This is a genomic window from Mycoplasma sp. 1012 (assembly GCF_054343455.1).
This window is the reverse complement of sequence record NZ_JBTGVG010000001.1, coordinates 46,780-67,027: the sequence shown is the minus strand read 5'-3', so window position 1 is coordinate 67,027 and position 20,248 is coordinate 46,780. Positions and strand designations below refer to the sequence as shown.

Below are 20,248 nucleotides of genomic sequence, written 5' to 3'. Positions count from 1 at the left end.
ATTATTATAGTTATTTTTTATCTTTAATATTTAAATTATTTCACTGGTCAATGTTGTTTTCAATTTTGGCAAAAATAGTTTGTTTATGATCTATTTTGGAACTTAAATAAGTAAAAATTATGTCTGCAATGATAAAGGCAGAAATTTTTGAACCAATTGAACCAATTCTGTAATTTTGTTCAATACTATCTAAAAATATTACGTTTTGCACATTTTTAGTAACAGTTATTTTGCTATTTTTAGTTCATATGCTTGTAGCAATGGAAAATTTGTCTAAATACTCCTTTATTTGTTTAATTTCTAATGTTTTGCAACTTTTAGAAATTAAAGTAATATGCATATGGTCTTTTAATAAGTTACTAAAAGAAAAAAATTCATGGATATCATTGATAAAAATAGTATTAAAACCTATTTTTCTTAAATTGGTTGCAAGGTATTTTGCTACAAGAGCAGATTCTCCAACACCAAAGAAAATTGTCATTTTCCTGTATTTTAAAAGGGTATTAATATAATCTGTAATGTTTTTTTCTAGATTTAAATTAGTTAAAGTGCTTTCTAAAGAAAAAAGATAATGTGATTTTATATTATTCATTACTTGAGTTAAAGTTAAATTATTTTCATCTTTAATATCTATTTCTAAATCTTTTTTATATTGAATTCTTTGAGATACATAAATTTGTAAATCTTTAAAACTAGCAAACCCTATTTTTGTTGCAAAACGCGAAACAGTCGATTGAGAAATATCTAATTTTTTAGATAAATCTGTTGAATTTGTTTTTATAAAGTTAAAAGGTTCTTTCTCGATAAAATTTCAAATTTTTTTAAAAGAAGAAATTGAAAAGTTCTTTTTATCAATTTCTTCAATTATATCTTTGTCAAAAATTAAAATGTTTTTATTCATATTGCCTTAATTATATTCATAACTTAAGAATTTGATTAAAAAATTCAAGTCTTTTTATAACTTGAACTTTTTAATTATTCTAAAGGAGCACCGATGTTTGCGGTTATTTGGTTATTTAAAAGTTCTGCTTCAACACCAATAATTACTTGGAATGAATTTTCAGAAATTTTAATTAATCCAAAAGTTCCAGCGCTTTTCATCAGTTTTTCATCGATTTTAGAACCATCTTTAACAATATATCTTAATCTTGTTGAACAGTTATTGTATTCTACAATATTTTCTCAACCACCAAATGCTTTTATGATGGTTACTGCTTTTTTAGATAAGTACTTTTAGATTTAGAATCTGTTTGTTCTATTTTGCTTGATTTTTGGTTTTCTATTTCTTCATCAGCAATTTTTCCTGTACCTCTACCTGGGGTATTTAGATTTAATTTTTTAATTAATAGTGTTCCAACAAAGAAATATGTAGTTGCTGTTAAAGCACCGATAGGAATTATTCAACCTGGGTTTGCAAATACTTTATTTGCTCCAGTAAATCCTGATTCTTTAATTATAGCAAGTGATTTAGGAATACTTAAAATGTAATCCATTAATCCAGCTGAAAAACCAAATCCTAATTGAATTCCAAATGCACCTGTTATAAAGGCAAAAATACCAGTTAAAACAGCATGTACAACAAATAATAATGGTGATGCATAAAGGAATGCAAATTCCAGTGGTTCTGTTATTCCTGAAAGGAAACTTACAAGTGCAGCAGAACCAAGAAGTGCTATAACTCTGATTTTTTGTTCTTTATTTTCTGCTGTATATACAAAAGCTCCAACTAATGCAGGTAATCCAAACATCATCATTGGGAAGAATCCTGATTGGAATAATCCACCTGGGTTGTTTTTAGCAACTCCTTGTAAGAAAATAAAGATATCTCCATTTACAACTTCATCTGCTTTTCCACCTTCTTTAGCAAAACTTCCTAATTGGAATCAGAATAAATTATTTGGGATGTGGTGTAATCCAAAAGGAATTAATAGTCTATTTAAGAAACCATAAACTCCTTCAATGGAAGCTCTTGTGAATCTTACAGAAAGTGTGTTTGCTTCTCCTGGGCTCGTTGCATCAGAAAGTAATTTAGATAGTTTGAATATTACAAATGCTACTCAAGGGAAAATTAGTGAATAAACAACTGAGAAAATTACTGCAAAAACAACAGCTAATGAAGGTATTAGTCTTTTTCCTGAGAAAAATCCAAGCACTTTTGGTAATTCAACCATATTAGTTTTATTATAAATTCAAGCAACAAAAGAACCAACTATAATTCCACTTAAAACGTTGTTTCCAAGAATTGCTTCGTATTTACCTCTAAATAATGCTTCAAATCCAAGCACTATAGTTTTTGGATCTTTTGCTCAAGATTCTCCTAAATTAATTTGAGAATATAAAGCTGTAGTTAAAATCGGAACGAGTTTTGCAACTATAAACATTGCAACAGCCCCTGAAAAAGCAGCTTCTCCCCTTCTTGATTTAGTAAATCCAAATGCTAAACCAATAGCAAATAGCAAGTAAAGATTTGAAAAAACAAGATCTCCAGACTGAGTTACAATATTTTGAATAAGTTTAGAAAATGTAGTATCTTGCGGAACATCAGCCCCGATTCTTAATAAAATAGCAGCTATCGGTAAAATAGCGATAGGGAATAATAAAGCAGTACCAATTTTTCCAAGTCTTTCTAACATTTTTTTGAAAAAACCTGAACTAGCTTTTCCAGCATTCATTGTTTTTAAACTACTCATTTTTTTGTTTTACTCCTTTCACTTTTTTAATAAAGAATCCATGTATAATAACAGTTGAAAGAATTGATCCAAAGAAAACAATTACAAAAACCAAAACAAAAGAAGCAATTACATCTGCTCTAACTTTTAATGCTGCTGCTTGAAGTTCAGCATTGTTTAAATTTGGTTTTGTGTAAAGAGTTAGCAATAAAACAACAGTTATTAGTAAAATTGAAAACAAAATTCATAGTGAAATGTATATTCATTGAATTTTTTCAATCTTTTTAAAGTCAATTTTTTTGAAAAGTGACATTTACTTTTCCTCCTTAGTGTTAAATAAGTCTTTAACAATTAAATTATTATACATTTTGAACTTTAATGAAATAAAATAAATATTTTATGCATTTTTTTTGAAATTTAATGAATATTTATAAATTCTTATGCATAATTTATGCAACTTTTTTTTATTTTGTTGATAAATTGTAAAATAAAATAAGGTGAAATATGACAATAATAAAAAACTGCAAAATAATTAATCCAGAATATACTATTGACAATGCAAATATTTATTTAGAAAAAAATAAAATATTAAAAATAGAGCGAATAGAAGGACAAGGAAGTAATTTAATAGTTCCAGGTTTTGTTGATTTACATATTCATGGAATTGCAAATTATGATGTTATGGATAATAAAGAATCTTTATATAAAGTTTCTAAAAAATTAGCTAAACTAGGAACAACTTCATTTATGCCTACTGCAATGTCTAAACAATGAACTAAAATTTTGGACTCTTTAAATTTAATGTCTCTTGTAGAAAAAACAGTTTCTAGAAATTTAGGAATTCATTTAGAAGGTCCTTTTATTAATTTTGATAAAAAAGGAGCTCATAGTGCTGAATTTTTAAAAAAAGCAACTAAATTTAAAATTCAAAAACTATTATTTGCTTCCAATAATAAATTGAAAAGAATTTCCTTTGATCCTACAATGGCAAATTTAGATATTTTAAAATTCATTAAAAAGAAAGAAATTTTTCCTTCTATAGGTCATTCATCTGCATCATTTACTTTAGCTTCTAAATATTTTAAAAATGGGTGTGATTCAGTTTGTCATTTGTGAAATGCAATGTCTGGAGTGGATTCAAGAAATCCTGGAATAGTACAAGCAACCTTATCAAATAAAAATGTTTATAGTGAAATGATTATTGATTTTATTCATATTAAAAAAGAAACTGTAAAATTCACAATTGATATAAAAGGAGTGGATAAAATTATTGCAATTTCTGATGCTATTAAACCTGCTTATTATAAAGATGGAGAGAGTGTTTCTGGTAGTCTTGTTGTTTATAAAAAGGCAAAAGTTATCAAATTACTTGCAACAAATACAATAGCAGGTTCAGGAATAGTAATACATGATGCATTTAAAAATATTTTAAAATTAGGTTATTCTTTAAATGAAGCTGTAAAAATGACTTCATATAATGCTTTTAGATATCTTGGAATTCAAAATTTAGGTAAAATTGAAGAAAATTATTTAGCAGATTTTTTAATTTTAGATTCAAAAAATTATTCAATAAAAAAAGTTTATATAAATGGAGAAGTGGTGAAATAATGAAAATATTTATTAAAAATAATGAAGAAAAAGTAGCAGAATTTACTGCTAATTTAATAAAAGAACAAATTTTTAAAAAAGAGGATTTAAAAATTTGTTTTGCTACAGGAAATTCACCTATTTTAACATACAAAAATCTTATTAAAATGTATAAAAATAAAGAAATTTCCTTTGCAAAAGTCACATCTTTTAATTTAGATGAATATGTTGGAGTTTCTAATGAAAATCCTTGTTCTTATCATTATTTTATGTATCAAAATTTATTTAATCATATTGATATTGTTAAAAAAAATATTAATTTACCTAATGGAATTGGTGATATTAAAAAAAATTCACTTATCTATGAAGAAAAAATAAAAAATAGTGGTGGAATTGATTTAATGATTTTAGGAATAGGAACAAATGGACATATTGCATTCAATGAACCGGGTTCTCAAATTTATGATAGGACAAGAGAAGTAACATTAACAGAAAGCACAATTCAATCTAATAAAATATATTTCAATAATGAAAATGAAGTTCCTAAAACAGCTATTTCCATGGGGATTGGAACTATATTAGAAGCAAAAAAAATTCTTTTAATTGCGACTGGAAATTCCAAAGCAGAAGCAATTAAAAGAATGATAACAGAAGAAATTTCTGGTAATTTACCTGCAAGTTTTTTAAGATTACATAAAGATGTAACTATTATTTTAGATGAACAAGCAGCTAAATTATTGGACTTTCAAAATAAAGAAAAATAAAAATTTTAAATTATACTATTTTCTTTCCCAGTTGAAAGTTTATATTACCGATTTTACTTTATTTTAAGGCATTTTAGGTTTTTGTTTTTATACTTTACTTGTTAAATTAGTAAAGATTAAAATAATAAAAATAAATATAAATTTGTAAAATTTAATTTATTAATAAAGATAACACATTAAAGAATTTTGCAAGCCTTAAATTTAAAACACCACATATTTTTGTGGTGTTTTTTGAAATTATAATAAATCTGCAGGTTTTTCAGAAAAGTGTTTTGCTCCATAACGTTCTGGAAATAAGTAAGAAAGTAAACGAATTTTTTCATAAAATGAATAAGGATTTTGAGGATTGTGTCCATTTCCGATGTAACCAATTCTTTGTCCATCCAGTAACATAATTGAAGCAGTTCCTTGTTCTGCAGTTTGTCCATCTTGATCTTGTGTTACAAGTCCAGCTAAATTACCTTGACTATCAAAAACATTAGAACCTGATGAACCAGCTGCAAAATCAACACTATTTCAACCATATACAATGGTTTCATTTTTATGATTTAAAGAACCAAGACTATTAATATTTCCTTGGAATCTGAAGTTTCCTAATAAATATTCACGGAAACGAGTTTGTCCGTTTTTGCCTACTGGAGAATCAGGGTTTTTAGAATTTTGTCCTGGCATAGAACCAACAAGTCAATTTAAATTGTTGTAAGCATTTTGATGTAATAATTCATTAGAAATTTTAATTTCTTTAGCAGTTTTTCAGTTTAAAAAGAATTTAATAATTCGTTTTTGATCATCACTGAGTTTTTTACCTTCAAAGGTAAAATCAGTGCTATCTATATTTTTGTTTGCAAAATTATTTTCAAATCAAGAGATGTCTATAATTGCAACAGTGATATCTGAATATTTTTCACCTCTGCTAAGTGGATTTCCATAGTTATCGCGAAAATCTTGAAAGTAAGGATCTTTATAGGAATCTTCATCAGCTTTACCATTTGCAAAAAAGTGTGAAACCATTTCAATACTTAAATTATTAATCATATTGTGCCCTAAACCATGATTTTCTAAAATAGGTTCTTTATTAGGTGTGTTAGCAGTAGGTCTATTTAAGAAAATAGGAGATAGGATATTACTTCTTGTTCTTTTTTCAATGTTTAATCCATCTAGTGATTGACCTGCTCTTACTCATGAAGGACTAGAACCATCATCTAGCAAATCGATATTATGGGAGTTAGAGACAATGTAGTAACGATGATCGTTTGGATCATCTGGTTTTACTTTGTTGAATAAACCTCATGTTCCTCTTCCATGGTAATCAAAAGCGAAAGTTCTTTTTCTTACATCGTTTAATACATCAAATTTATCTTCTAAATAAAGGCGTTTAACAATTCCTTCTTCAGTTTTTAATTTTGATGTTTGTTGAAATTTATCATAGGAAGAATTGTTTCTTTTTCCTTCTTCAGCTTGCTGACGAGATTGGATAGTTTCAGTGAGTGAAATTGACATCGAATCTTTTAGTGCTTTTGCTAGATATGAAGGATTTTTAGTTGCATTAACTTTATTATCAATATAGTTCATAGTTAAAAAGACATTTCCAACAAAAGCTGTTGATTTATTAGCTAAAATATGTTCAGATAAAATATCTGTGAAATAAATATCAGAATGTTTTGGAATTACTTCTAATTTTAACTTTTTATTATTTTGATCATAAGTAACTTTAAAGGAATATCTATCTTTCATCATTGCAGCTAGAGTTTGATTAAATAAAGCATCTTCATTTCTTGCGGTAATTGTAAAACTTGCATCTTCAATTGTGTGTCTTTCTAAAAGTTCTTTAAAAGAAACTGAAACATTTACAAAGGATAACAACCCACGGGGAACTGGAACTGAAGAATTTCGATTAGTTTTAGTTGTAATAATTTTAGTGTTTTCTAATTCAAATCTAAAAGTAAAATATGTTTCATTTTGAAAATTTTCTCAGTTTTTATATTCATCTAAATCTTTTTCTATTCAAATTGAATGGTGATTTTCACCAAAGTTAAAAATAGTTTTAGCAAGAATTTCACGTGGTGTAAAAAAGTAATAATCAAGTTCTTTTCCCGTATCATCGACAAGTATAAAATCTTTTTTAGCTAAGGTGCTATCATCTTCAAGTGCACGATATTTTCACATTCTTTCATATTCAACTAAAGCATAATGGTTTTGAAGTGAGTAAGGAATTTTGCTTTTGCTTTCATGGTTTAATCAATATCCAGTTAAATCATCAACAGTTAAGTTTTTACTTTGAGTAATTAAATCGCTATTGTTATAAGTTGTAATAGCGTTAGTTTGATTATTGTTAGTTAATAAATAAGGACTACTTCCTTTTGTTGAATAATTAAAGTGATATCTAAATGATTTTTGTGCATTAGCAGAAAAATTAAATTTATCATAATACATATCCATTCTTTGTTTTTCTGTTGCATATATTTTAGAAATAGTATATTTAGTGTTTTCAAAATAACCAGAAATTTGGAATTTTCAGAGTTTTTCAAATGGCACAATTAGTTTTAAAGTAGTTGGTAAAACAAATTGATATGCTTCGAGTTTATCAGCTTGCACTTCAGGTTTTAGTTCAAAAATAATTCATTTGTTTTTGAATAATTTTAAATCTTCATTAGTAAAATCAAATTTTGCTGATCCATATAATTTTTTGTTATTTTCATCGATATAAGTAGAAAAATTAGTTAAATTAAAGGTTTTTGCTGATACATTTGTCTGAAATTTATATTTATCTAAAAAAGAAAAACCTGTTTGTTCATCACCTACTTGAGCTGCTGTAATAATGTATTTAGAGAGGTTTTTAGGTAAAAGCGATACATTGAATGAAGCGTTTTTATTAGTTTTATCAACTGTTGCTTCAATAAGTTTTGAATAAGGATCAAAAGGATTTAAGTTTTTAACTAAAAGTTTAATTGAATTAATATTTTCATTAAGACTTTGTGAATATTTAACAATAACTTTGTTATTTTCTACTTTTGTTGATAAAACGTCTAAAACAGGATTTTGGTAATTATTAGTAAGAGTTCCTGAAGCACTATTAAATCCTGGAAAGCCTTCTATATCATAGTAATTAGAACCACTGTCACCATTTTTTTGTAAAACTAAATCTACATAATTATCTCATATAAATGATTCATTTTTCTGTAAAAATACATTATATTTACGAGCATTTGTTGAACCCTCTAAAGCACTACGACTAAATTCTTTGTATTGAAAAGAACCGTTTTGTTTATATTTTATAAAATATTGTGGAAAGTTTACATTTGAATTTTGATTTGATTTTTTTGTTGCAATAAATTCCAGGGAAATGAGACCATTTTGATATCTTATAGCTTTAAAATTATTTTCACTACTAAATTCAAAAGCATTTGATTCAGTTGTATAGTTTTTATTTTCAAAAATACTATTTAATCCACTAAAATGATTTATTTTATTTGAATTATTATATAAACCTGTTATTTTTACAAACTCATTTGCAGCTAAACTATTAATTGTAAAAGTTACTAAATTATTAGTTACAACAGCATTAACACCTGTTTCAGAAACTGTATTAAGTTGTTCTTTAGTGGCTTTTTTGTATTTTAAAGTAAGTGAAGTATTATCACTTAAATCAACTGTTTTAATTTGAATTTTGATAGTATTATCAGCTATTGTTGAGTTGATAATTTGTGTATTTTTTGGTGGATTTAAAACTTCGTTTGAAACTTGATTGTAATCACTACTTTCTATAAAAGTAAAGTATTGATTTAAGGAATTATCTGCTTTAATTGTTGCATCAGTTGAATCTGTATATTGATTTACATTTAATAAATCTTGACTATATGTTCCGAAAACGTGACTTTCATTAAATACTTTTTTAAAGTTTTCACTAACAAAAGCTTCTGAATTTGTATTTAATGTTGTGAAAGTTGGATTATTAGTTGGCAAATTTAAAGTTACATTATTTAATTTTAAAGATGTTAATTTATAAGTTGTATTAGCAGTTAAATTATTAAAATTTAAATATAAATTACTTCCTTCTCTAAAATTTGTAACTTTTAAATTAACAGAATCTGATAATATAGCATCAAAGGTATGTTCATTTGGATCGTGTAATTTGCTATTAGAAGAAAATGAAATTCTTAATGATGCACTTGTTTTAGAAACTTCTGTTAAAGAAATAGAATCGATAGTAAATTGATCATTTTCTGGTCTTGGTTTTTCAATGGGGTTACTACTGTTATCGGGAGTAGTTGGTGAAGGATTTTCGCCTTTTGGATTATTTTGTTCAGGTGGATTCTGTGAATTATCTGTTCCGCCAAGATTATCACCTGTTCCTGGATTAGTTTTAGGTGGTGTCTCAGGTTCTGGAGAATCAATTTCAGGATTATTTGTTTTGTTAAAAGTAATTGTTAAATTACTGTGATATTGATTATTTGCAATTTCTAAATATGAAATTGCCAATTTATTATTATCTGGTTTTGTTATGTTTGAAATATCAAAGGTTAATATTTGTGTATTTGCATCATATAAAGAAGAAGTAAAAACGGAATCAATATTTTCAAATTTTATTTTTGCTGTATTTGCAAACATTGTTTTATTTGCATTAGCAAGTTTTACATATAATTTGCTATTATCTTCAGAAAGAGATAATTGAGTAATTTGTGGTTTTTTGCTTATATTTGCTGTATGAAAGAATAATTTATTGTTGTCACTATTTGATAATTTTAAAATAGTGTTTCCAACTTTGAGTTGTGATAAATGATAATCTGTATCTGGAGTAAGGTTTTTAAAACTAATAGTAACTACATCGTTTTTAGAAGTAATTGAAGCATTTGAGTTTGGGTTTAAAGTTGCTGATAATTTGCTTACATCTAAATTTTTATTAGTCAATTTTAAAGTAAATGTAGCACTATTTGAATCTGAATTAACACTCAAAATCTCTGCATCTGTTTTAACTTCTTGATTTTTTAATGTTTTGAATCTCAATTTTTCTTTATCAAATTGAGAAAATTTTAATTCAGTTTTATTAGCAAAAATACTATCAACTTGATATTCAGTATTTTCTTTCATATTTTTAAAAGTAATAGTTAAAATATTAGAAGAAATGCTAATATGTGGTTTATCATATTGTGTAGGTTTACTTAAATATAAAGAAATTTCAGAAGTTTTGTAAGTTTTAGTTAATTTTATTTTAATAATTGCAGAATTATTGTCAACATGAATAGATTCTACTTTAGCATCAAAAGTTTGTTCTTTTGTTATTTCGTTATTGCCACATGCTATTGTTAGTAAAGAAGCAGCAATAGTAATAGAAACACTCGGAATTAGTAATTTTTTTATTTTTTTCATTCTCACTCCTTATTTTTTAATTGGATTTTCAAACTCATTGAAAATATCAAGCATTTTATATTTTTTAGGATATAAACGACTTAATCTCTGTATTTTATAAGCAAATGAACCATTATTATAATCATTTAATTCACCAAAGAAATTAATTCTTTGTGAAGATAATAAATAGGAAGAAGCTTCACCATTTTCTTCGTTAGCATGGATTCCTAAAAAGTTTCCTTCATGATCATATAGACCAGTTCCTGAAGAACCGCCGGCAAGTTGGTATTCTGCATTACCTCTTATAATTTCACCATTTGAATTTTGGAATTTTTTGATAAAACTTGATTTTTCAGTTGTAGCATCTTGCACTAAATTTCCTGGATAAAATAAGATATCACCAACAAAGTTTTGACGAACTTGAATATTCTTTTTAGTATGTTTTTTTGTTGAACCAGGAAAGGAAGACATATACATTGTATAGTACATATAAGGGTGAATATAACGACCCATTTTAGATACTTTATTGTGTCTTATATTTTTTCAATTAGCAATATGTTCAGCAACTTTAAATCTTGGATTATTTTCTTTATTTACATCATTTTTATGCTGGTTATAGTAGTTAATTAGTTCGCTTATGTCTATTATATGAATTTTAAAATCTGTTCTATTTTTACCTTTAACATTTGATAAACTTCCATCTAAACTTTTATTGTTATTATTTTGAGAAGTTCAAAAAACAGAATTATTTGTATTTCAGTAATCTCCTAAAAATAGACTTACATCTTCTTTTGAAGTATGTTGCTTTGGTGCTGAAATAAAATCTGTAGTTTGTACTGGAACGTGAATATTAGTTCCAAAATAATATCTATTATCATTTGGATTGCTAGGATCAACTTTACCTATCATTCAAGCAGTTCCATACAAAGTTCCAAATGATCTAGCTATTACTTCTTCTTGAATTGTATTTTGAACTGAAGATTTTGTATATCAGGTTGTAACTTCAATATTTATAGGATTATCAGCATCATTATACCCAACACTTTTAAACTTAGTATCTTTATCAAACTCAAATCCATCTATTTTTAATTGATTTTTTGCTTTAGTGTGCTCATTTTTATATGAAAAAGGTTCTCCATTTTTTAAATACATAATAGATAGATAATTTCAAGTTTTATCAACAAAAGTTGAATAACTTGAAGAAAGATTGTGAATGTACATATCTTTATTAATGTGCCCTTCCCGAGCAATTAATGAGATTTTTAATTTATCTCCATTTATTGAAACTTGTGCTTTAAGATGTTTATTCATTAAGTCTTCAAGTTGTTGGTCATTTAATGTTAAATGATAGTTACTATTTGAATCGATTTTTCTTCCAATTTTTTTTAATAAATCTTCAGTTTTTCCTAAAAGTTTAATCTTTATGTTTGAAAGAGTTTTGTTATTACTTGCATTAAGTTTATTTCAACTAAAAGAAACAGCTCAATCAAAACTACCAAAAGAAAATTGTCTAAAGTTAACTTTTTTTGGACTTGCTACAAAACTAAAGTTAAGAATTGCTTCTTTACTAGTGTCTAAATTTTTAAAGTTTCTAAGATCTTTTTCTACATAAAATTCGGTTCTATCGGAGTTTTCGTGCATTTCTTTATCAAGAGCATGTTCTTTGATTGCTCCATAGTTATATTCTTGATTATTATCAAATAGTACAACAGGTAAAGGATTGTTATATTGTGAATATGAACCAGCTAGATATGAATTAACATCTCCACTATAATGTGTTAAAAATAAGGTATTTTTTAAATAAGCATTGTTTAAAGTTGTATAGTTATGTCAATTAAATGGTATTGATTCTGGAACATCTCCATTAATGTTGTTAGTTAACTGTGATTCTTGGTATTGATAACTATTGATTGTATTTAAATTATTTGCTATAAAATTAACTCCAAGTGCATCATTGTATGTATTTTGTGAAACATCTAAAGTTGGTTTTAATTCAGTTATTCCACTTTGTTGAATTAGACTTAATTTGCGATGTTTTAGTTTTCCTTCTTGTCCTTTGTCATCATAGTCTATAACTGATGATAAGTCATATTTATTAACAATTTGTACTTGATTTAGTTTTCAAGTAATTCCTTCAGTTAAACCAGTAAAAGAGAATTTTTTAAGTTCATCAAAATTTAAAAATATTGATTTGGTATTTTCTTGACGAAATTGTCTTTCAAATCAATCACCACCATCACCTGTATATCCATAACTTCTTTTGTCACTTTCACTATCGGTTGGAATATTTTTTTGCACTAAATCTACAAAAGTGAGTTTTAAATATTTAGTTCTAAATTGTTCCATTTCTGAATCAGTTGCATTGATGTTAATTGCTCCTACAAAGGTATTGCTTGTAGTATTTGCAACAGCAAACTGTATTTTGGAAATGGTTGGATTAAATGTTTGATTAGATTGTCATGAAAGTTCTTCAGGAACATTAAATGAATAATTATTATTTAGAGATACCACATCACTTAGAATATATTTATTGTATCCTTGATTAAATTTAATAATATTTTCAGATTCGATGTGACCATTTTTATAAGTTCCTACAACTGTTATGTCTCCATCATAGGCATTTACATCAGGTTTTATTGTAATGAGATATTTATTATTTGTAACATTAGGTAAATAATTTAAATTGATATTAACTTTATTATTGCTGATGTTAAAAGAATCAACAGAGTATGTAGCACTTGTTCCGGTTTTGCTTATATTTACGATATTTTTACTAAATTCTATGGAATTTCCGCCATAAGTTATATTAGAAATGCTATTATTTGAATTAGCATTATTTACATTAACTAAAATATTTTGGGAAGTTCCATTATATTTGGTTGTATAAGTGTGTCCGTTAAATGTAAAGGTAAAATCGTTATTTTTTAAAGTAGGTAAATGATCAAAAGCAAATCATAAAGTTTTATTATCAATTAAAGAAATATCTTTAATGTGTAAATTATCTTTTTCATTAAATTTACTTACTTGTTCATCATATTTTATAAATGAATCTAAAAGAGAATAGTCTATTTCATTAAATTCTACATTGTTATTAGTTGTTGTAAAAGACTTATTATTTAAAGAAATATTTTGAGTTCCTATTTCTAGATTAGTAAGATAATATGTTGTATTAGCTTTAAGATTATATAAATCAAAAGTTAAATTTGTATTGTTTGATTTTGGACTACTAAAATCAAAAGTTTGTCCATTTGTGTCTTGAAGAGATAAAGTAGCAGCATCAGATGAATCTAATGGTGTATCTAAAGAAATAGTAAGTTGTGCTTTATTAGTTTGAATATTAGAAATAGTGGTATTTTGTAAATTATAAGTTTTTTTCTCTTTTTTTGGTGGTGTTTCAGGTTCTATTTCTTTTTGTTTCATTGCTGTTGTAACGCTTAAATTATCATTTGGTAAAGATAAAGAATTTCCATTTAACAACACGGAAGTTAAAGTATAAGTTGTATTTGCTTGAAGAGAATTAAAAGTTATAGAAAATGTAGGTGATTCAGTTATTGAAAGATTTTGATTATGATTTTGTCCATCTGAAATAGTTACTAAAAGATTATTTTTGTTTGCAACAGAAAGTGTGTAGTTAGAAAAGTTTAAAGTTAAAGTAACGTTGTTTGTATTGATATCTTTTCAAAAAACGCTTGATATTGTAAAATTATCTTTTTTCTCTTGACTCGGTTCATTATCTTTATTTTTTGGATTTGTTGGCGTAATTGGGGTTTCTGGAAGTTTTGGTTTTTCTACTGGCTTAGGTTTTGTAGGTGGTTTATTTATACCGGAGTTAGGATTTTCTTGTTTTTCTTGTTGTTTAGTTTTAAAGAAGAATTGTTTTTCTTGTTGTTTAGTTTTTAGTGATTTTCCATTATATTTAATGTCAAAAGTATATATTTTATTTGATGATAAATTATTTATGAAAAATGTTATAGTTTTTTTATCGCTTGATAAGTATCCATTAATATTTTGATTATCATAAGTTAAAGAAAAATTACCATTTTGAAAAACGGGTTTTTCTAAAAAAACTTTAATATTAGCTGAATTTTCTGTAGTTTTATTATCTATTTTTTTAATTTCTATTTCTTTATCATTATTATCAAATTTTTCTACTTCTACTTTTTCATTACAAGCAACTGCTAAAATAGGAGATATACCTAAAAAAGTAGGAATTATATATTTTTTAAATTTCTTTTTTTGCATAATTAATCCTTATATTTTAATTATATAAAAATACTTATAAATTGTCTTACAAATAGGGATTTCAAAAGAAATTATGCGTAAATTTTGATTAAAATATCTTTTTTTAATATTTTTTAAAATATAGAATTTTTTATAAAAGAAATAATAATATTTAAAATTTGTTATTGTTTTAGAATAACAAAGAGTATATATATATATATATATATATATCATAATTAAAATAAATCTTCTTTTTTAATAATTTTATATTGACCTAACTCCAAATCATCAGGAAGATTTAAATTGTTAAATTTAACTCTTTTTAAATATGCAACTTTATAATCAAAAGAAAGAAACATTCTTTTTACTTGATGAAATTTCCCCTCACTAATGCTTAAAAAACATTTATTTTTTTCTATTAATTCTAAAAAGGAAGGTTTAACTTTTTCGGTTTGGGAAATGTAAAAACCTTGTGTAAATTTTTCTTTTAAAAAATCAAAATTGATTTCTTTATCTAACTCTACATAATATTTTTTAATTATGTGTTTTTTAGGTGCTAAAAGATTATGAGTGCTTTCGCCGTCATTTGTAATTATCAGTAGTCCTTCTGTATCTAAATCTAATCTTCCGATTGTATGTAGATTTTTTATATTAGTAATAGATTCAGGAAGTAAATTGAAAACTGTTTTATGTAAATTATCTTTATTTGCACAAACATATCCGGCAGGTTTATTTAATAAAATATAAATAAATTTTTCTCTTAAATAAAGATAATTCCCATTAATTGTGATTTGTAAATCGCTTTCTTGAAATAATTGACCTACTTTAATTTTAGAATTATTTACAAGAATTTGACCTTTTAAAATTAACTTTTTAATTTCTGTTCTAGAGAGATTGCAATTATCCGAAATTATTTTTTCTATTCTTTTCATTGTAACCTTATAAATTGTTTAAATCTATTATTTTTTCAAATTTATCATAATGCTTAAGATCTAAATTGTGATTAACTAAAATAAGGGTTATTTCTTTATCTTCAATTAATCTATCTAAAATTATTTCAATATTTTTTTTATCTAAATTTGAAAAAACTTCATCAAAAACTAGGAATTTTCTATTTAAATAAAATACTCTAGCAAGTGATAATCTTTGTTTTTGTCCTTCAGATAAAGCAATGGCAGACTCTTTGTGTTCAATTTTTTGCTGAACTTCATTTCATAAATTAGCTTTTTTAAGTGCTTCTATTACTTTTTCATCATTGTTTTGTTCTCATAAAGAAACATTTTTGTAAATCTCTTCATCAAAAATGATATTTTCACTATTTAAATAAGTTATTTTATTTTTATAGGAACTATCTGAAATAGTTTTTAAATCTGCTTTGTTAACTAAGATTTGCCCTTCATAATCTTGCTCAATACCAAGAATTAGTTTTAATAATGTAGATTTTCCTGTTCCTGAAGCGCCTTTGATGAAGTATTTTTTTCCTTGTTCAAAACTAAAATTAAAGTTATTGAAAATTAAATTTTTTCCATTTTTGTAACTAAAATTAATATTTTTTAGTTCAATTTTCTCTATTTCTTTTTCTAAAGTATTTCCTAAATCTTTTTCAATATTAAATTCAATTTTTTCTATTATTTTTTTAGATGTTTTTATTTTTTTGATTCCTGAAATATATGAAGGAACAGTGGTAATTAGTTTAGGAAATAGAAAATTAATAAAAGTAAGAGTAAAAATAGTAATATGTGGAACTTTTAAAAATAATAAAATAGCCATAGTGATTATTGAAACAAATTGTAGTATTCTTAAAATTCTTTCAGGAATCATTTCATTTAAAGCTTGAGCGTTGTTAACTTTTAAAGATGCTTTATAAAGTTGTCAATTTTTTTCTCTTGAGTTTTGATAAATTAAATGAGTTTTGTTGTTATAAAATAGAATTTTAAATCCATTTAAATAATTATCAATAACTTGTAAAAATTCAGTTCTTGCATTGGAATAATCTTTTTGTTTTTTTGTTTGTTTTTTATTGAAAAATAAAGAAAGCAGAACTGAAAAAAACACAATAATTAAAATAATGGGAATTAAATAAAAACCAATCAATCCTGCTGAAATTAAACTAGCTATTAGTCCAATTGTGGAACCGATTGTTCTAACCATTGTTAAAATAACTTGATCAAAAACAAGATTACTATCATTGAAAATAATACTAAAAATTTTAGCACTATCAAATTCATAACTGTTTTTAGCAGTTGAATTTATAAATTTATTAAATACGTTTTCTATTAATTTATTAATTAATTTCATTCTGAAATAAATTTCAAGTCTAACTCTTCATCAAATGGAAAATTTAGTAAAAAAATCAGTCGCTAAAATAAATATAATAACAATTAAAAAACTTTTAAAAAAAGCATACTTATCATTTGTAGGAACAATTGCATCATAAATTAAAGAAGAAGCATAAGACATTAAAATTCCAAAAAGAAGTGTTGAAATAACATTAATAATTTCAGCAATAATATACAAAATTGTATATTTTTTAGATGCTCTTAGCGATCATTTCATTTTTAATTTTCTCCATATCTATAATATAATCATACATTTCATAATTTTCAGCATGGTGACTGATATTTAAAATTGTTAATTCTTTATTTTGAAATAAGAAATTTTCAATTAATTCAATATTTTCTTTATCTATATTAGCAAGTGCTTCATCTAAAATTAGAAGATTTTTGTTTCTTAAAAAAGTTCTTGCAAAATTAATCCTTTGCTTTTGTCCTGTTGATAAACTATTATTTAAATTGATTTCATAATCTAAAGAAACTTCTGTTAAGTTAACTTTTTCTAGTGCTTCTTGTGCTTCAATATTCATTTCTTTTTCTCAAAGTGTTAAATTATTATAAACAGTATCAAAGAAAACAAATTCTTTTGAGTCTAAATAACTAAAGAAGTTATTAACTTCAGATTGAGAAATTTCTTTTAAATCATAACCATTTAAAAGGATTTTTCCTTTATATTCGTTAATTTGTTTAGTAATTATATTTAAAAAAGTAGATTTCCCCGAACCAGAAGGTCCTTTGATTAAATACTTTTTCCCTTTTTCGATTTTTAAGTTAAAATTTTTAAAAATTACATTTTTTTCATTATAAGAATAGCTTAAATTTTCTATTACTAATTCTTCAAATTTAGGATTTTCTCCTTTGAAAAATAATTTTTCATTTTTTGGTGTACTTTTGAATTCTTCTAATTTTTCTTTTAAACTTTTATAATGTACAAAGAATCAAGAAGAAATTCTAAAGGATAAACTAATTTTAAAACTAAGTGCAGGAATTATTATAATGTTTGCAACCATTTCGTTTTCAAAAAGAATAAAATAAGCAGTTACTATTAATAGAGCAATATCGGTTATTGTTATTACATATCAAGTTACAACATCAACTAAAAATAATATAGAAAATATTTTCAATAATTTCATTCTAAATTTTGTGTTTAAATTATTTAATTGTTCTTGAAAAATATGTCTAACATCTAGAAAATAAAACATTTTATATGTAGATAAAAAAGCGGATAATTTTACATTTCCTTCTTCAAAAGTTTTCATTAATAATTTTCATTTTTTTGAATTAAACGAAGAAATAATTAAAGGAATAACTGTTGTAATAAAAGAAAAAAGAAGAATAAATATACTTAGTTTTCAACTTGAAATTAATGCTAAAATAATGGCACAAATAATACTTCCGATATTGAAAAATAAGTTAAAAAAAGCAGAATACAACCTTTCAATAATTATTGGAATTTGATCCTGAATTTGTGAAATAAATTTACCTTTTGTTTTTATTTCAAAATTCATTGGATTTTCATTAACAGTTGATCTTAAAATATCTTCTCTAAGATGAAACTGAATTTTATTAAAAATTTTATTTTTTAAAAATAATCGTATAAATGCTAGAATTGTTGCAAAAAACAATAAACACCCTTCTATTGTAATTCAAAAATAAAATTCTTTACTGTTGTTTTCTTGAATGTATTGATTAATCAATCCAGGAATGTATAAAGAAAAAGTTATTTTTGTAGCTATGAGCATTTCAATAATTGCAATAAAAAAAGTAAGCATTTTTTCTTTATTCAAATATTTAAACATTATTCAATTATACAACTTTCTGCTAGTAGTTTTAAGGATTTAATAACCATTTCTTCAATTATATTTTGTTTTTCTTTTATTTTATTTTTTAGATATTTTATATTTCCTCCTGTAAAAAATACTGGAAGATTTTCTTTATTCATTTGTTCAATCAATCCTTTTATTGCAAAATAATTTCCGTTTATTATACCTATCGATAAAGCATCAACTGTGTTGGTTCCAATCGCTTTATCAATTTTATTATTTAAATTGATTTTATTTATTTGTGAAGTTGAATTAAAAAGAGAATTTAGTCCCTTTTCTATTCCTGGAAAAATTACAACCCCTTCGATTTCTTTTTTATATATTTTTGAAATAACAGTTGCTGTTCCAAGAGACACAATTATTGCTGATTTAAATTGTTTTGCTGTATAAAAAGCATTTAGTAAAATATCTGTTCCAATCTCAGAAAGATTAATTTGATTACTAATAATTAAATCTGTTAACTTAAATACGTGGTTTTTTATTTGGTGAATTTTAATATTATTTTCTTTTAAAACATTTTCTATTATTATATTTTTTTCAGGTTTAACTGAAGAAAAATAAGCATTTATAAAGAAAAAACCTTTATTTTTTATTTCTTTCAATTTGGAATTTAAAATATTTTCATCCATTTTATCAACTGGAATTTTTTCTATTTCTAACTCTTTGTTTGTGTTTAAAAATCCAATTTTTAAAAGCGAATTTCCTAAATCTAAATAAAGCATTTATCCCTTTCTGTAAAAACTTTTGAAAAGGTTTTCAAAAGTTTGTCAATTTAATTCTTGTGGTCTTGTGTTTTCAATAATATTATTTTCTTTAAAAATATTTAAAATGTCTTGACTTGGGAATTTATTTTTTAAATTATTGTAAAGAGTTTTTCTTTTCATAGAAAAACAAAGTTTTACAAATTCTAAAAATTCATTAACATAATTTTGATCTAAATTTTCTTTAATTTTTAATGTTATAATAGCGGAATTTACTTTTGGTTTTGGAAAAAAACAAGTAGGAGGCACAATAAATTCTTTTGTAACATCTGCTATAAACTGACAACTAACTGACAATTTTCCATATTCACTTTTATTATTTATTGAAACAATTCTTTGTGCAACTTCATCTTGAACCATTATTGTTAATTTTGAAAAACTATTTATATTTTCAAATATTTTAAATAAAATTTTGCTTGTAATATAGTAAGGTAAATTTGCAACAACTTCTTTTTTTGAATCAAAAGAAATTTCTTCTTTTAAAAAATCATTATGAATTAAATTAAAATTTTTGTTTGTTATTTTGTTTTTTAAAATTTCTATCATATCATTATCAATTTCAAAAGCAGTTAAATGTTTTGCTTTTGAAACAAGGATTTCAGTTAAAGCACCTTGTCCTGGTCCTATTTCTATGATTTCTTTATTTTCTACATTTGCTATTTCTATAATTTTATTGATAATATTTTTGTCAATTAAAAAATTTTGTCCCAATTGTTTTTTAGCTCTAATTTCTTTATTCATTAT

The 20,248-nt window shown here is 24.5% G+C and carries 13 protein-coding genes; 2 read left to right on the top strand and 11 right to left on the bottom strand.

Annotated features, from left to right (window positions below; translation table 4 throughout):
- Positions 1–10: 10 nt before the first annotated feature.
- From ACXX89_RS00325 to ACXX89_RS00310, 4 genes are all read right to left on the bottom strand, one after another.
- Positions 11–901, bottom strand: a complete 891-nt coding sequence (locus ACXX89_RS00325; protein ID WP_458557242.1) for a MurR/RpiR family transcriptional regulator — start codon at positions 899–901, stop codon at positions 11–13.
- 74 nt (positions 902–975) lie between these two features.
- Complete coding sequence (locus ACXX89_RS00320; protein WP_458557241.1) at positions 976–1,101, bottom strand: hypothetical protein; 126 nt, start codon at positions 1,099–1,101, stop codon at positions 976–978.
- Between the two features lie 107 nt (positions 1,102–1,208).
- A complete protein-coding gene (locus tag ACXX89_RS00315) occupies positions 1,209–2,690 on the bottom strand; it encodes a PTS transporter subunit EIIC (RefSeq protein WP_458557240.1) in 1,482 nt (493 codons plus the stop codon).
- Positions 2,683–2,982 (bottom strand): hypothetical protein, encoded by a 300-nt coding sequence (locus tag ACXX89_RS00310; protein ID WP_458557239.1) that lies wholly within the window; start codon positions 2,980–2,982, stop codon positions 2,683–2,685. Before ACXX89_RS00310 ends, ACXX89_RS00315 begins: the two co-directional genes overlap by 8 nt.
- A gap of 191 nt (positions 2,983–3,173) precedes the next feature.
- On the opposite strand from ACXX89_RS00310, the gene nagA reads away from it, so the two are divergent.
- Positions 3,174–4,277: an N-acetylglucosamine-6-phosphate deacetylase gene (gene nagA / locus ACXX89_RS00305; protein ID WP_458557238.1), complete on the top strand. Its 1,104-nt coding sequence runs from the start codon at positions 3,174–3,176 to the stop codon at positions 4,275–4,277.
- Positions 4,277–5,020, top strand: a complete 744-nt coding sequence (gene nagB / locus ACXX89_RS00300) for a glucosamine-6-phosphate deaminase (protein WP_436358530.1) — start codon at positions 4,277–4,279, stop codon at positions 5,018–5,020. The genes nagA and nagB overlap by 1 nt, the downstream gene beginning before the upstream one ends.
- Positions 5,021–5,257: 237 nt before the next feature.
- On the opposite strand, the gene ACXX89_RS00295 is transcribed toward nagB, so the two are convergent.
- The 7 genes from ACXX89_RS00295 to rsmA all read right to left on the bottom strand — a co-directional run bounded on the left by ACXX89_RS00295 (position 5,258) and on the right by rsmA (position 20,245).
- Positions 5,258–10,387: a hypothetical protein gene (locus ACXX89_RS00295; protein ID WP_458557237.1), complete on the bottom strand. Its 5,130-nt coding sequence runs from the start codon at positions 10,385–10,387 to the stop codon at positions 5,258–5,260.
- Positions 10,388–10,396: 9 nt separating this feature from the next.
- Positions 10,397–14,608: a hypothetical protein gene (locus tag ACXX89_RS00290; RefSeq protein WP_458557236.1), complete on the bottom strand. Its 4,212-nt coding sequence runs from the start codon at positions 14,606–14,608 to the stop codon at positions 10,397–10,399.
- Between the two features lie 215 nt (positions 14,609–14,823).
- Complete coding sequence (locus ACXX89_RS00285) at positions 14,824–15,519, bottom strand: pseudouridine synthase (RefSeq protein WP_458557235.1); 696 nt, start codon at positions 15,517–15,519, stop codon at positions 14,824–14,826.
- A 7-nt stretch (positions 15,520–15,526) separates the two neighbouring features.
- Positions 15,527–17,143, bottom strand: coding sequence for an ATP-binding cassette domain-containing protein (locus ACXX89_RS00280; RefSeq protein ID WP_458557234.1), 1,617 nt, complete (start codon positions 17,141–17,143; stop codon positions 15,527–15,529).
- Positions 17,118–18,719: an ATP-binding cassette domain-containing protein gene (locus tag ACXX89_RS00275; RefSeq protein ID WP_458557233.1), complete on the bottom strand. Its 1,602-nt coding sequence runs from the start codon at positions 18,717–18,719 to the stop codon at positions 17,118–17,120. The genes ACXX89_RS00280 and ACXX89_RS00275 overlap by 26 nt, the downstream gene beginning before the upstream one ends.
- Positions 18,719–19,465, bottom strand: a complete 747-nt coding sequence (locus ACXX89_RS00270; protein ID WP_458557232.1) for a type III pantothenate kinase — start codon at positions 19,463–19,465, stop codon at positions 18,719–18,721. The genes ACXX89_RS00275 and ACXX89_RS00270 overlap by 1 nt, the downstream gene beginning before the upstream one ends.
- On the bottom strand, positions 19,466–20,245 hold the full coding sequence (gene rsmA, locus ACXX89_RS00265; protein ID WP_458557231.1) for a 16S rRNA (adenine(1518)-N(6)/adenine(1519)-N(6))-dimethyltransferase RsmA: 780 nt from the start codon (positions 20,243–20,245) through the stop codon (positions 19,466–19,468). It lies immediately after the preceding gene.
- Between the last annotated feature and the right edge of the window lie 3 nt (positions 20,246–20,248).